Origin of the sequence: Nocardiopsis changdeensis (genome assembly GCF_018316655.1) — a bacterium.
GTDB lineage: Bacteria > Actinomycetota > Actinomycetes > Streptosporangiales > Streptosporangiaceae > Nocardiopsis > Nocardiopsis changdeensis.
Window position 1 is genome coordinate 5,403,949 of record NZ_CP074133.1, and the last position, 13,651, is coordinate 5,417,599.

At 75.3% G+C, this 13,651-nt stretch carries 9 protein-coding genes and 1 pseudogene; 3 read left to right on the forward strand and 7 right to left on the reverse strand.

Annotated elements, in window-relative coordinates:
- Window positions 1-48 precede the first annotated feature (48 nt).
- The 4 genes from KGD84_RS24485 to KGD84_RS24500 all read right to left on the reverse strand — a co-directional run bounded on the left by KGD84_RS24485 (window position 49) and on the right by KGD84_RS24500 (window position 7,079).
- On the reverse strand, window positions 49-1,710 hold the full coding sequence (locus KGD84_RS24485; RefSeq protein ID WP_220562723.1) for a glycosyltransferase family 2 protein: 1,662 nt from the start codon (window positions 1,708-1,710) through the stop codon (window positions 49-51).
- On the reverse strand, window positions 1,707-3,707 hold the full coding sequence (locus tag KGD84_RS24490; RefSeq protein WP_220562724.1) for a glycosyltransferase family 2 protein: 2,001 nt from the start codon (window positions 3,705-3,707) through the stop codon (window positions 1,707-1,709). The genes KGD84_RS24485 and KGD84_RS24490 overlap by 4 nt, the downstream gene beginning before the upstream one ends.
- Window positions 3,708-3,756: 49 nt before the next feature.
- Window positions 3,757-4,791: a class I SAM-dependent methyltransferase gene (locus KGD84_RS24495; RefSeq protein WP_255647095.1), complete on the reverse strand. Its 1,035-nt coding sequence runs from the start codon at window positions 4,789-4,791 to the stop codon at window positions 3,757-3,759.
- A gap of 215 nt (window positions 4,792-5,006) precedes the next feature.
- Window positions 5,007-7,079, reverse strand: coding sequence for an acyltransferase family protein (locus tag KGD84_RS24500; RefSeq protein ID WP_255647096.1), 2,073 nt, complete (start codon window positions 7,077-7,079; stop codon window positions 5,007-5,009).
- Between the two features lie 348 nt (window positions 7,080-7,427).
- Between KGD84_RS24500 and KGD84_RS24505 the strand changes: the two genes are divergently transcribed.
- The gene (locus KGD84_RS24505) at window positions 7,428-8,042 is read left to right on the forward strand and encodes a superoxide dismutase (RefSeq protein WP_220562727.1); all 615 of its coding nucleotides are present in this window, start codon (window positions 7,428-7,430) and stop codon (window positions 8,040-8,042) included.
- 214 nt (window positions 8,043-8,256) lie between these two features.
- On the opposite strand, the gene KGD84_RS24510 is transcribed toward KGD84_RS24505, so the two are convergent.
- Window positions 8,257-9,726 carry an aminotransferase-like domain-containing protein gene (locus KGD84_RS24510; RefSeq protein WP_220562728.1) on the reverse strand — a complete coding sequence of 490 codons (1,470 nt, stop codon included), beginning with the start codon at window positions 9,724-9,726 and terminating at the stop codon, window positions 8,257-8,259.
- Between the two features lie 77 nt (window positions 9,727-9,803).
- On the opposite strand from KGD84_RS24510, the pseudogene KGD84_RS24515 reads away from it, so the two are divergent.
- Window positions 9,804-10,109: pseudogene (locus tag KGD84_RS24515) on the forward strand (DUF3291 domain-containing protein); the annotation flags it as partial.
- 46 nt (window positions 10,110-10,155) lie between these two features.
- Here KGD84_RS24515 and bioD read toward each other — a convergent pair.
- On the reverse strand, window positions 10,156-10,836 hold the full coding sequence (bioD, locus tag KGD84_RS24520; RefSeq protein WP_220562729.1) for a dethiobiotin synthase: 681 nt from the start codon (window positions 10,834-10,836) through the stop codon (window positions 10,156-10,158).
- On the reverse strand, window positions 10,833-12,095 hold the full coding sequence (locus KGD84_RS24525) for an adenosylmethionine--8-amino-7-oxononanoate transaminase (RefSeq protein WP_220562730.1): 1,263 nt from the start codon (window positions 12,093-12,095) through the stop codon (window positions 10,833-10,835). The genes bioD and KGD84_RS24525 overlap by 4 nt, the downstream gene beginning before the upstream one ends.
- A 264-nt stretch (window positions 12,096-12,359) precedes the next feature.
- Between KGD84_RS24525 and KGD84_RS24530 the strand changes: the two genes are divergently transcribed.
- Window positions 12,360-13,628 carry an aminotransferase class I/II-fold pyridoxal phosphate-dependent enzyme gene (locus tag KGD84_RS24530; protein WP_220562731.1) on the forward strand — a complete coding sequence of 423 codons (1,269 nt, stop codon included), beginning with the start codon at window positions 12,360-12,362 and terminating at the stop codon, window positions 13,626-13,628.
- Window positions 13,629-13,651: the final 23 nt, after the last annotated feature.

A 13,651-nucleotide genomic window follows, 5' to 3' on the forward strand; every position in this document is an offset into this window, starting at 1 on the left:
GGGATTCCGCCGAGCGGAGAGGGGCCGCCCCGGAGGGCGGCCCCCTGCTCAGCGGACGATCTTGCGGAGGACCCTGCGGCCCACGCCCGGCGTGAACCAGCGCAGCTTGCGCTCCGCGCGGCGGGCGCGGGCCCGCAGCTTCTCGACCTCCGCCTGCGCCTGCTCCAGCTTGCGGCGCAGCGCCTCCGGGCTCTCGTTCCTGCGCGCCGGGGCACCCGGCTCGGGCTCGGGGACCGTGAAGGCCTCCCCCGACAGCCAGTGGGCGCCGTAGAGCTCCTCCACCGCCCGGTCCACCGCCGCGCCGTCCGCGTCCGGGGACAGGTGCCGGACCCGGGCGAAGGCCGCCCGGCGCTCCAGGCGCAGCACCCCGTCCTCGGCGCGCGTGGCTCCGGGCGGCGGGGCGCACAGCAGGCCCGCGCGCTCCTTGTCGGCCAGCTCCGCCATGTCGGCCACGGCCGTGTCCGTCAGCTTCGTCCCCGCCGGGGCGTGCAGCACGAACGTGACCCGCGGGTCGGGCTCCGGGGCCTCCTCGACCAGCCGCACCCGGGGGTCGCCCCGGAACGACTCGCCGATCAGCCGCAGGTCCAGCAGCTCCTCGTCCAGCGGGGAGCGCCGCCCGTCGGTCAGCTCCCCCCACGGCCCCACCAGCCACAGGCGCAGGTCGGGCGTGGTCCCGTTGAGCAGGGCGGCGGCGGTCGCCTCCGCGTCCTCCAGGGTGCGGCCGCGGACGTCGATGACCGCGTCGACGTAGGGCACCTCCCAGGACCGGTCCGGGTTCTTGCGGCGCAGCCGGAAGTCGGGGACCCGGTTGGACACGTACGGGGTGCGGTAGCGCATCCCCGCGTCCCGGCGGGTCTGCATCTGGGAGCGCCCCAGGTGCCAGCTGCTGGTCTCCAGGTCGGGGATGAACACCGCGCCCTGCTGGGACACCCGGTAGGCGAACTCGGTGTCGCCGCCCAGCACCATCTCCGCGTCCATGCCGCCCGCGGCGTCGAACAGGGTCCGGTGCAGCGAGCCGGTCGCCCCCGTGAACACCCGGTAGGCCTGGTGGGCCGCGGTCCGCAGCACGTTGCTGCCGTCGATGATCTTCTCGACCCAGTGCGTGTCGGCGCCCTCGCGGTCGAACAGCTTCTCCGCCCGCCCCGCGGCGACCTCGTCGCGCACGTGCTCGGGGGTCATCGCGCCGGGGTCGAAGTCCACGAACAGCTTGTGCCCCATGGCCACCCCGTAGTCCACGAGGTGGTGCCAGCGCATCTGCGACTCCACGTGCTCGCGGTACACCAGCATGTCGGCGTCCAGCCGCAGGATCACCTGCCCGGAGGAGGCCGCCACGCCGGTGTGGAAGGCGTGGGCCGACCCCCAGCCGCCGGGGGCGGAGGTGATCAGCCGGGTGTTCTCCGGGCGCACCGGCGGCAGCACCAGCGGCTCCGGGGAGCCGTCGTCCACCACGACCACCTCCATGAGGTGCGCCGGGTAGCTCTGGCCCGCCAGGGCGGCCAGCACGAACGCCAGCTTCTCGGGGTGCCCGTGGGAGGGGATCACGACGCTGACCGACAGGGTCGGCGTCCACGCGCCCAGCGGGGCCGGGGTGAGCGGCGCGTAGTCGTTGCGCACCAGGCGCGGCTGGCCGGAGAAGTCCGCCTCCCCCCGCGGCAGGGTTCTCGGTGCGGTTTCGGCGGCCGGCTCCCGGCCGGTTTCCAGAGTGGTCAACGGAGTCCCCCCGTGTACTCGGTGACGGGTCGGCCGAAGGGCTCGGGCTCCCCCTCCAGGAGGGCGCTCGGACGCCAGCCGAACCACTGTTGGATGCGGTTGCGCAGGAAGAAGGCCATGTCCTCGGACCAGGTGTGGCCGCCGCCGGTGCGGCGGAGCACGTACCCCAGCCCGTGGCCGCGGTAGATGCGGCCGCCGCCGCGCATGACGGCGATGAGGAGTTGGGTGTCGATGGAGCGGGGCACCGGCCGGAAGCCGCCGGCCTCCTCCAGGACCGCCCGGTCCGTGAGAATGGTGCCCCCGGCGATGAACCGGCTGGAGGATTCGGACCGGCCCTCCCGCCAGAGGGTCAGGTCGACCTCCTGGAGGTAGACGAAGTCCTGCCCGACGCCGAGGAGCTCGGCACCGGAGTAGGTGCGGGCCAGGACGAGGTCGGCGAGGTGGTCGGGGCCGTACCAGTCGTCGTCGTCCCACTTGGACACGAGGGTCCCGGAGGTGCGGGCGACCGCGTCGTTGAGCACCGAGCCGAAGATCTTGTCGGCGGGGGCCTCGCACAGGACCAGGGGCCGCCCCGTGGCCTCGTACTCGGCGATGGCGGCGGCCACCTCGGGCAGGGAGGCGGGGAAGCCGTGCAGGGTGAGGACGAGTTCGACGTCCACCCCGCGCTGGCGGGCGATCTGGGCGAGGGCGAACCCGACCATCTCCGGGCGGCGGGTGCACAGGATCACGGACACCGTGGGCGCGGGGGGCACGGGCACCCCGGCCTGCGCGCCCAGGTCCCGCCACCGGGAGCGCGACCCGTGCAGGCGCAGGGCGGTGCGGCGCAGGCGGACGCTGTACTCCTCCCGCCGCAGCGGGTCGGCCAGCTCCTCGGCGTCGGCGGCGGTGACCAGGTCGGCCAGCGGCGCGCCGAGCGCGGCCGCCCAGGCGGGCGGCGGACCGGAGACGAGCGGGACCCCGCCGGCCGCCAGCGAGGCGACGGCGCGCACGGCGGCGGTGGGGCCGGTGTGCCCGGACCAGTCCACGCGGACGCCGCGCAGGTGCCGGATCCGGGACAGGTCCACGTCGGTGACGGTGCCGTCCGGGGCGACGACGGCCAGATCCTTCTTGCCCTGGCGGACGACGGCGCGGTCTCCATGGACGGTGAGGTCGCCCATCGGTCCGGAGGCGTCCTTGGAGAACCCGACCGGGTTGACGGAGAGCTCGTCGATGGGGGCGATGTCCGACGGCCCCGCGTTCTCGTGCACCCGGGCGCCGCCCGGCGCCGCGATCCGCTCCCAGGCGTCGGCGCCGGTGGTGCGCCGGTCCAGCACCGGGACCGCCTCGTCCGTCCATTCCGGCGGGGCGCCCTCCCCCACCCGCAGGGCCAGGTCGCCGACCGGGGTGACCCGGCGCAGCGGCACCGGCCCGGCCGCCTCCACGCCGCGGGCGCCAGTGTCGCCGGGCCGCCACAGCGCGGCCTCGGGGCCCGACAGCGCGGCCAGCGGCGAGATCGCCGGCCCCCGGCGCCGCCCCCGGGTGCCCGACCAGACCGCGTCCAGCACCTGCGGGGTCTCCACCCCGTTGGGGAAGAACAGCTCGCACAGCCATCCGCGGCGGCCGGCCCGGCGCACCCGCACCTCCTGGAGTTCGCGCCACTGGCCCATGCCGGGGGACGCGGGCAGCGGCGGCTCCTGGTGGCCGGGGGTGTCCACGATCGCGACCACCACCTGGACCGCGCGCGGCAGGTCGGCCGCGGCGGCCAGGGAGCGGTGCAGGTCGGCGGGGGTCGCGGCGACGACCGCGACCAGCCCGGCCTCGGGGCCGCTGTCGCGCTCCCAGAGGTTGCGCAGCTCCAGGGGCTCGCCCAGGACGCGGGCGTCCAGGTCCACGACCGCGTCCGCCGGGGCGAGCGGCAGTCCTTCCAGGTGGGCGCGGGCCCCGGCGCCGGTGTGGCAGAGCAGGGCGGTCTCGGTGCCGCGGGCGCGCAGGGCGTCCCGCAGGGCGGTGGTGATCATCCAGACCTCGTGGGTGTCGGTGCGGTGGTGCCGGGTGGTGCGGGGCGGGTCAGATCCCCTTGCGGCCGAACACGTGCGCCCCCTTCTCCGCCTGCTCCTCGGTGCGCTGGAACTCCGGGTGGGCGGCGAGCCAGCGGTCGCCGACCGCGCGCTCCTCCTCGCGGTCGGCGTCGTCCAGGACGAACACGACGTCCTCGGTGCAGTGCGCCAGCAGCCGCGGCAGCGCGGGGAAGCGGACCTGGAGGCCGGTGGCCTGGGGCGGGCCGTCGACGAACACCAGGCCCACCCCGGCCAGGTCGGCCAGGGCGGCGGTGTCGTACCAGAGGTCGGCGGTGGTGCGCTCCTCGCCGTCGACGGTGACGGTGTCCGGCTCGATCGGGGTGAGGGGGGCGTGGCGGACCTCGACGATGTCGTCGAGCCCGTGGGAGGCGACCAGGGCGCGGCTCAGCTCGGCGTAGCGGGCGTCGTGCTCCAGGGCGACGAGGCGGCCGCCGCCGGCCCGGCGCAGCGCGTAGCCGAGCCAGACACTGGAGGCGCCGCTGCCGCACTCCACGACGGTCGCGGGGCACAGCCGCTCGATGTGGCGGACCAGGACGCGCAGCACGTCCGGCGAGGCGGCCCAGCCGCGCAGCGGCGGCATGAACGGAGCGGTGTCCAGGTGGTCGCGCAGCTCGGTCCAGGCGACCTGCTGCTCGTAGTCGGCGCGGCCCTGGAGTTCGACGGCGCGGCGCAGCTCGCGGGAGGCCTTGGGCAGCGCGTGGTCGGTGACCCGGGTGACGCGCTCGCGCAGGTCCTTCAGGGAGCGCCGCGTCTCCAGCCGGTCCTCGCCCAGGGCCTGGGAGACCGTGCGGGCGTGCTCGCGCACCGACTCCTCCAGGGCGCGCACCGAGCGGCGCACCAGGACCAGGCCCAGGCCCAGGCCGCAGATCAGCGCGCCGAGCAGGGCCAGGGCGACCAGGGTGCCCGCCTCCACCCAGCCGACCAGGCCCAGGGCGGCCAGGGTGACCAGGGCGGCCGTGGCGAGGAGGCCGCCGACGGCGGCGACGGCCAGGAGGGGGCGCGACAGGCGGCGCAGCGAACGCACGGGCATCTCCAGGGGGGATGGCAGGACCGGCGGGCGCGGGGAGGGGTCCCGGGCGCACGGGGCCGGACGGTAAGGGGCGGGGCCGGCGCCACGGCTCGGTGACACGAAGGGCCCACCCGACTAAGACACCACCTCGTGGAGGGCGGCGAAACCCGCGTGCGGGGCAATTCCACTGTTGTTCACCGGAAGATCACCCCCGGCCGACCGCCGCGCCCTCAAGAGTTCGCTGTCGCGTTCCCCTGTCCGGTGGCCTCCACCAGCGCCTCCTCCAGGGCCGGGACGAGCGTGCGGGCGTAGGTGGCGGTCATGTGGGAGTGGTCCCAGTACACGAGGATGTTGCCGACGACCGCGTCGCAGCGGCCGCCGGGGCACACGTGCCCGGTGAGGTCCACCAGGGAGACGTTGGCGGGCAGCCTGCCCCGCTCGGCGAGCACGGCGGCCGGGTGGCGTTCGGCGTGCGAGTAGCCGACCGGGTCGCTGCACGCCCCGGCCGGGTCGTCCGGGTTGTCGGCCACGCACTCGGCCCCGGCGTAGGAGTGCCGGGGCAGGTCGCGGACCCCGATGACGTCGATGCCCATGGCGTCCAGCTCCCGCCAGCGCACCGGGAACCCGGGCAGCACGACCTCCCCGGCGGCGCTGGCCCGGGTGGAGGAGGTGAACACGGCGTCGGGGCGCAGCCGCTCCAGCTCCTCCATGGCCCGGGCGTCCCACTCCTGGCATTCGGTGAACACACGCCCCTGGGTGTAGGGGACCTCGGCGCTGAACTGGCACCCGCTCTTGGTGAACGACACCAGGCGCCACCCGTACTTCAGGGCGACCTCCTCCAGCGCCGGGTACCAGTGGGCGGTGCGCGAGGCGCCGACCATGGCGATCGTGTACTCGGCGTCCTCGGGTCCGGCCCAGCACACCTTCGGTTCGGTGGCCTTCAGGTCCACGTGGCAGCCCTGGAGGTGGTGGTCGGACAGGTCGTCCCGGGCGTCGAGGGGGTCGGGGACCACCGGCAGGTCGGGCAGCACGGAGGCCAGTTCGGGGTGGGTGACCAGGGCGGCCCCGGGGTAGTCGACGGGCTCGATGACGCGCTCGGCGCGCTCCCGCCTCTCCTCGGCCAGCCGGTCCGACCACTGGGAGCCGACGACCAGGGAGGGGGCGATGACCAGGACCGCCATCGCCGCCGACCAGACCGGCAGCCACGGCCGGGAGACCCTGCGGCTCAGGCTCTCGGCCCCGCCCTCGACGGCCTTGGCCGTGATCCAGGCCAGGCCCAGGGACAGGGCCAGCACGGCCGCCCCGCCCAGCGGGGTGGCCAGGGAGCGGCCGGTGAGCTGGAGGTACACCACCAGGACCGGCCAGTGCCACAGGTAGAGGGCGTACGACAGGCCGCCCAGGGCCGTCAGCGGGCGCCAGGCGAGCACCCGGTGGACCCCGGCCCGGCCGCCCCCGCCGCCGGCGACGATGACGGCGGCCGCGGCGAGGGTCGGCAGCAGGGCCGCGTACCCGGGGAACACCGTGGACACCGGCAGCAGCACCCCGCACAGGACCAGTGCGGCCAGGCCGCCCCAGCCCAGCGCCCACCGCACCGGCACGGGCGGGTTGATCCGGTGGACGACCAGGGCCAGCACCCCGCCCAGGGCCAGCTCCCACAGGCGGGCGCCGGTGTCGAAGTAGGCCCAGGGCTGGTCGACGGCGGTGATCCACACCGAGTACGCCAGGGAGGCCGCCAGCACCGCGCCGATCGCGGCCAGGGAGGCCCGGCGCATCCGGTCCCGCCCCGCCACCAGCAGCACCGCGCCCAGCAGCAGCGGCCACAGCAGGTAGAACTGGCCCTGGATGGACAGCGACCAGAAATGCTGCACCGGGCTGGGCGCGCCCTCCCGGGCCAGGTAGTCGACGGCCGCGGCGGCCAGCGCCCAGTTCTCGTGGTAGAGCGCGGACGCGTACACCTGGGCGATGACGTCCGGCCAGCGCGACCGCGGCAGCCACAGGTACGCCATGGCCAGCACCGCCGCCAGCACCACGCCGACGGCGGGGGTGAGCCGCCGCAGCAGCCGGGACCAGAACGCGAACGGGGCGATGCGCCCCTCGCGCTCCACCGAGCGCACCAGGGACCCGGTGATGAGGAACCCGGTGAGGAACAGGAAGACGTCCACTCCGCCGGAGACCCGGCCGAACCAGATGTGGTAGACGGCGACCAGCAGGACGGCGACGGCGCGCAGCCCCTCGATCTCCGGGCGGAAGCCGCCGCGCTGGGAAGCGGGGCGTTCGGCGGCACCGCGTTCGGGAGTGGACATGGACATGCCTCGAGAATGTGCGAGATGACGGGGAAGTGGCGTCGGATCATCGCCCACAGGGCGGAACGACCGGTGAACGCCCCTCCAACGCCCGGCGACCTGCGCCCGGCGACCTTGACCGAACCTCCGAAACGACCCGACCTCCCCCACCCCCGGAGATCCCCACCGTACGAACACGGTTCCCCACAGAAAGTACACCGCTACGGAGGGTGTACGGCGGTTTATTCCCGGCCCCGGGTGTCGCCCGTCCGACACCGGGGCCCCGGCCGCACGGCTGATAGCTTGCTGCCTAGCGATCCTTCGCTGGTAAGTGACGACGAACCGCTTCATCGGAAAGGTGCGCCTGAGATGTCTGCGCCATACACGCTCCCCGAGCTGCCCTACGACTACGCGGCCCTGGAGCCGTGGATCTCCGGTCAGATCATGGAGCTGCACCACGACAAGCACCACGCCGCCTACGTCGCCGGTGCCAACGGGGCGCTGGAGCAGCTGGCCGAGGCCCGCGACAAGGGCGACTTCGGTGCCGTGACCATGCTCGAGAAGAACCTCGCGTTCCACCTCGGCGGCCACGTCAACCACAGCGTCTTCTGGAAGAACCTGTCCGCCGACGGCGGCGACAAGCCCGAGGGCGAGCTCGGTGCCGCCATCGACGACCAGTTCGGCTCCTTCGACGCCTTCCGCGCCCACTTCAACGCGGCCGCGGCGAGCCTCCAGGGCTCCGGCTGGGCGTTCCTGGCCTGGGACGCGCTGGGCCAGCGCCTCATCATCGAGCAGCTCTACGACCAGCAGGGCAACGCCGCGCTGAGCTCCGTGCCGCTGCTCATGCTGGACATGTGGGAGCACGCGTTCTACCTGCAGTACAAGAACGTGAAGGCCGACTACGTCAAGGCGTTCTGGAACGTGGTCAACTGGGCCGACGTCCAGGAGCGCTTCGAGGCCGCCCGCAAGGTCCGGATCGGCTAGCCGACCGGCCCTGCCACAGCCGAGCCGCCCGCGGGACCCGTCCCGCGGGCGGCTCCGTTCTCTCCCCCGGAGAACGGGAACCTTCGCCCCTACACGGACCATCCTCGCCCACCCGTCGCCCGCCACCACCCTCAAAGGGCGGCCTGCGGCCGACGGTTCTCCACCTCGAAGACGTCCGCTCCGGGCCTCCAGAACCCCGTGGGGGGCTTCGCCGTCAGACCACCAGGGGGATCGGGGCCCCGACCGGGCCGTGGCGGTCGAGTTCGCGCCAGGCGCGGGACAGCCGCCAGACGACCTCCTCGCGCTCGACGGCGTCGAAGGCCACGGGCAGCCGGAAGTGCCGGTCGAACGGGCCGATGGGGGACGCGGACATCAGGCTGCCGGGCACCAGTTCGAGCCCGTGGCAGAGCGCGACCTGGGTGAAGGCCCGCGAGTCGATGCCGGGCAGCTCGACCCACAGGGCGGCGCCGCCGTCGGGGCGCCTCCACCGCCAGTCGGGCAGGTCGCGGCGGAGCAGCCCCTCCATGTGGTCCATGGCGGCGGCCAGCCGCTCCGAGCGCTCACGGGCGATCCGGTCGTAGTCGGCCAGCAGCCGCACGGCGACGATCTGGTCCAGCTGCGGTCCGGCCAGGTCGGCCAGGAGCTTGCGGCGGCTGAGCCGTACCGCCATCTCCACCGGGGCGCGCAGCCAGCCCACGCGCAGTCCCGCCCAGGCCACCTTGGACAGCGAGTCGACGCTGATGACCTCCGCGCCGCGGGGCGCGTAGGCGGCCAGCGGCGGCGGCTCCTGTGGGTGGCGGACGCCGGTGTAGGCGGCGTCCTCCAGGATCGGCGTCCCGGTCCGGGCCGACAGCTCCCCCAGTTCGCGGCGGCGGGCCACGGACATCATCGTGCCGGTCGGGTTGTGGTACGAGGGCATCGTGTAGAGCAGGTGGGGGGCGTGCTCGTCGACGGCGCGGCGCACCCCGTTGATGTCGATGCCCTGGTCGTCCAGCGGCACGGGCACGAACCGGGCGCCCCGGTCGCTCATCAGGTCCAGGCAGCCGGCGAACCCGGGGTCCTCCACCACCACCGGCGACCCCTTGCGCAGGTAGAGCTGGGTCACCAGGGCGATGGCCTGGTGGGCGCCGGTGGTGACGACGATCTGGTCGGCGACGGTGGGCAGCCCCCGGTCCGAGTAGAAGTCGGCGATGGCCCGGCGCAGCGCGGGCAGCCCCTGCGGGTAGTAGGTGCCCTCGTCCAGCAGCGGCCCCAGGTCGTCCAGGCTCTCGCGGACGACCTCGGCGAACCCCGGCATCGCGGGGGTGTTCATGCAGGTGGCCGAGATGAGCCCGGCGTCCTTCTGGATGAGGTTGCGGTACATGTACTGGCCGACGCCGTTGGCCGCCCAGCCGTCGGAGCGCACCGGCGCGACCCTCTCGCTGACCCGGGTGCCGCTGCCCTGCCGGCTGTCGAAGACGCCCTCGGAGCGCAGCAGGTCGTAGGCGGAGACGACGGTGGTCCGGCTGACCCGCAGCGCCGACGCCAGGACGCGCTCGGACGGCAGCCGCTCGCCGGGGGCGAGGCTGCCCTCGTCGATGAGCGTCCGAAGGGAGTCGGCGAGCCTGCGGTAGAGCGCGCCGTCCCCGGCGGACCACGCGCCGAGGAGGCCGACGAGGTCGTCCACCGTCCGGGAAGAGTCCATTACCGCCTCCATTGGCCCTGTGCGCCGCTTCTCTTCATATCCATACTGACAGAAATGGACCTCGAAGAGGAGTCGTGATGGCAGACCAATCCTTGGCCCTGGCCGAATCCAGGGTGATCCGGGGCGACCACGTCGGCCCGCTGGCGGAGGCGCTCCGGCTGCGGGCGCGGTCCACCGAGGGCCACATCGTCGAAGTGGACTCCTCCGGCACGGGGGACGAGGTCCGCGTCGTGTCCCTGTGGCGGGACCCGGTGGCCCTGCGGGCCTTCGTGGAGCGGACGCACCGCCTGCTCGTGGAGCACCGCGAGCGGCACGGCGCCTTCCCCTCGGTGGAGCGCACCCTGTGGTGGTCGGCGGACGGGCCCGGTCCGGAGGAGGTCCGCGAGCGCGAGGAGCACCTGCGCGCCCACGGACCCGGCCCGCGGGCGTTCACCCTCGCGTCGCCGGTCCCGGCCTCCAGTGGGGCAGGGCCCGCCGCGCCGTCTCCGCGAAGGAGCGCGGGTCCTGGTCGGCGCACCCCTGCGGCAGCGCCCCGACGACCGGCCCCGCACCCATCGTCGGCAGGTCGTCCAGATTGCACCGCATCGCCAGATCGGGCTCTGTCGGCCACGAGCCGATGACCACCCCGGCCGGGCGCAGCCCCCGCGCGCGCAGCGCCTCGGCGGTGAGGGCCACCTCGTTGAGCGTGCCCAGCCCTGCCCGCGCCACGACGAGGACGGGGGCGTCCAGCAGCACGGCGACGTCGGCCAGGGTCTGGCCCTCGGTGTTCAGCCGCACCAGCAGGCCGCCGGCGCCCTCGACGAGGACCAGTCCGTGGTCGCCCTCCAGGGCGCGGGCGGCGTCGGCGACGTCCTCGGCGCGCACCTGGGGCAGCCCCGCGCGGGCGGCCGCCGTGGCGGGGGCCAGCGGCTCGGGGTAGCGGGCGAGTTCGACCGGGGTCACCGACGGGACCAGGGCCGCGACGGTGTGCACGTCGCCGGGCTCCCCCGGCCCCACCCCGGTCTGGGCGGGCTTGAGCACCGCGACCCCGCCGCCGGCCACGGCGGCCAGCGCCGCGGTCACGACGGTCTTCCCCACACCGGTCCCGGTGCCGGTCACCACGAGGATCATCGGGACGCCTCCGCGGCCGCGACCATGCCCGCCGCCACCGCGGCGACCTCCTCGTCGGTGCACACGTACGGGGGCATGGCGTAGACCAGGTTCCGGAACGGGCGCAGCCACACCCCGGCCTCCAGCGCGGCACGGGACGCCTCGCGCATCCTCACCGGTTCCCCGAGCTCGATCACCCCGATCGCGCCGCGCACCCGGGCGCCGGGGACCCCGGCCAGCCCGGCCCGCAGCCCGCGCTCGACGCGGGCGACGGACTCCCGCCACCCCGACTCCAGCAGCAGCCGGACCGAGGCGACCGCGACGGCGCAGGCCAGCGGGTTGGCCATGAACGTGGGCCCGTGCGCCAGCACCGGCACCCGGCCCCGGGCGATCGTGCCCGACACCTGTTCCGTGCACAGCACCGCGGCCAGGGTGAGGTAGCCGCCGGTGAGCGCCTTGCCCAGGCACATGATGTCGGGCGCCACCCCGGCGGTGTCGGCGGCGAACAGGTCCCCGGTGCGCCCGAACCCGGTGGCGATCTCGTCGAAGACCAGCGGCACGCCGTGCTCGTCGGCCAGGGCCCGCAGGTCCTTCAGGTGCCGCGGGTCGTGGAAGCGCATGCCCCCGGCGCCCTGCACCAGGGGCTCCACGATGATCCCGGCGAGCTCGCGGGAGTGCCGCTCGGCCAGGGCCGCCACCCGGGCGGTATGCCCGGGGTCGTACTCCCGCGGCGGCGCGGGCGCGAACACCTGCCCGGGCAGCACGTCGCCCCACAGGGCGTGCATGCCGCCCTCGGGGTCGCACACGCTCATGGCGTGGAAGGTGTCCCCGTGGTAGCCGCCCCGCCAGGTGAGGAACCGGCTGCGGCCCGCCTCCCCGCGGGAGCGGTGGTACTGCAGGCACATCTTCATGGCCACCTCGACGGCGACCGAGCCGGAGTCGGCGAGGAAGACGTGGCGCAGCGGTTCGGGGGTGATCTCCACCAGCAGCTCGGCCAGCTCGGCCGCCGGGCCGTGGGTGAGCCCGCCGAACATCACGTGGCTGAAGTCGTCGGCCTGCGCGCGCAGCGCCGCGTCCAGGACCGGGTGGCGGTAGCCGTGGACCGCCGACCACCAGGAGGACATGCCGTCGACGGCCTCGTGCTCGCGCTCCCCGTCCCACAGCCGCAGCCGCGCCCCGTCCGCGCCGGTCACCACCAGGGGCGGCTCGGCGGGGGGCAGGGTCGTGTAGGGGTGCCACAGGTGGGCGCGGTCGACGGAACGTATCCACTCGGGCGTCATGTGGTCCCATTCTTCCGATCCGGTCCGCGGACCGGATCCGTGCAGACCTACCAGGTTCGGTGTCCGAACTTTGTGGGCTTCCACCGGTGACGCGGGGGGCGCGGACCCGGCAGAGTCGGTACCGCCTCCCTGGCACGAGGACCGGGCCGCCCCAGCGGGATTGGCCGCCGCTGGGTCGGTCCCTTCGTGCACCGGCTCCCCCGTCACCCCACCCCCTCGGAGTCGCCCGACGCCCCGTTCCCCGCACCGAAGGAGCACCCGCCCATGGACGGCACCGCCCTGTCACCGCCCCGCCGCCCGTGGACGCTCCGCTCCCGGAGCGCGGGCCCGGGCCCCTCCGGTGCGGCGCCGCACCCCTTCTCCTGGCTGTCGCAGGCCGCCCGGGCGCGGGCCCGGTCGGGGCTGTCGCGCCGGATCGTCCCGCGGCCGGCCGCCGAGGACGTGCTGGACCTGGCCGGCAACGACTACCTGGGGCTGCTGCGCCACCCGCGGGTGACCGCCGCCGCCGAGGCGGCGCTGCGGCGCTGGGGCACCGGTGCAGGCGGCTCGCGCCTGGTCACCGGCGACACCGAGCTCCACCACGAGCTGGAGCGGGAGCTGGCCGACTTCGCCGGGACCGAGTCGGCCCTGGTGTTCTCCTCCGGCTACACCGCCAACCTGGCGATGCTCACCGCGCTGACCGCCCGGGTGCCCGGGGCGGGCGCCGACGCCCCGGCCCCGCTGCTGGTGTGCGACCGCCACAACCACGCCTCGCTGATCGACGCGGCCCGGCTGGCCCGGGCGGGCGGCGCCCGGGTGGAACTGTTCGACCACGCCGACCCGGCCGCGGCGGCGCGCGCCCTGGGGTCCCGCGGGTCCGCCCCCGGGGCCCGGTCCCTGCTGGTCAGCGACACCGTCTTCTCCGTGGACGGCGACCTCGTCGACACGGCGGCGCTGCACCGGGCGGCCCGGGCGGCGGGCGGCGCCCTGCTGCTGGACGACGCGCACGGGTTCGGCGTGGTCGGCCCGGGCGGCCGGGGCGCCCTGGCCGCCGCCGGGCTGTCCCCGGCCCCCGACGACGTGGTGGTCTCGGTCACCCTGTCCAAGGCGCTGGCCGCCCAGGGCGGCGCCGTGCTGGGCCCGGAACGGGTGATCCGGCACCTGGTGGAGACCGCCCGCACGTTCATCTTCGACACCGGGCTGGCCCCGGCCTCGGCGGCCGCGGCGCTGGCCGCGCTGCGCCTGCTGCGCGCCGAGCCCGAGCGCGCGCGGGCGGTGCGCGAGAACGCCCGGCTGCTCTGCGACGGCCTGCGCGGACACGGGCTGGAGGCGACCTCCCCCGACGCGGCGGTGGTGTCGGTGACCGCCCCGTCCCCGGACGCCGCGGTGCGCTGGCGGGCCCGGTGCCTGGCGGCCGGGGTGCGGGTGGGCTGCTTCCGCCCGCCGTCGGTGCCCGACGGCCGCTCGCGCCTGCGGCTGACCGCCCGGGCCGACCTCACCGAAGCCGAGATGCACAGGGCCGTGGACGTCATCGCCGCGGGTCGCCCCGGGTAGTCTCGAGGCCGAGACAGACCGTC

Excerpts from the sequence above, each read along its gene's own strand:
- KGD84_RS24490 (WP_220562724.1), bottom strand. The coding sequence starts at position 3,707 with ATGATCACCACCGCCCTGCGGGACGCCCTGCGCGCCCGCGGCACCGAG.
- KGD84_RS24500 (WP_255647096.1), bottom strand. The coding sequence starts at position 7,079 with ATGTCCACTCCCGAACGCGGTGCCGCCGAACGCCCCGCTTCCCAGCGC.
- KGD84_RS24505 (WP_220562727.1), top strand. The coding sequence starts at position 7,428 with ATGTCTGCGCCATACACGCTCCCCGAGCTGCCCTACGACTACGCGGCC.
- KGD84_RS24510 (WP_220562728.1), bottom strand. The coding sequence starts at position 9,726 with ATGGACTCTTCCCGGACGGTGGACGACCTCGTCGGCCTCCTCGGCGCG.
- bioD (WP_220562729.1), bottom strand. The coding sequence starts at position 10,836 with ATGATCCTCGTGGTGACCGGCACCGGGACCGGTGTGGGGAAGACCGTC.
- KGD84_RS24525 (WP_220562730.1), bottom strand. The coding sequence starts at position 12,095 with ATGACGCCCGAGTGGATACGTTCCGTCGACCGCGCCCACCTGTGGCAC.
- KGD84_RS24530 (WP_220562731.1), top strand. The coding sequence starts at position 12,360 with ATGGACGGCACCGCCCTGTCACCGCCCCGCCGCCCGTGGACGCTCCGC.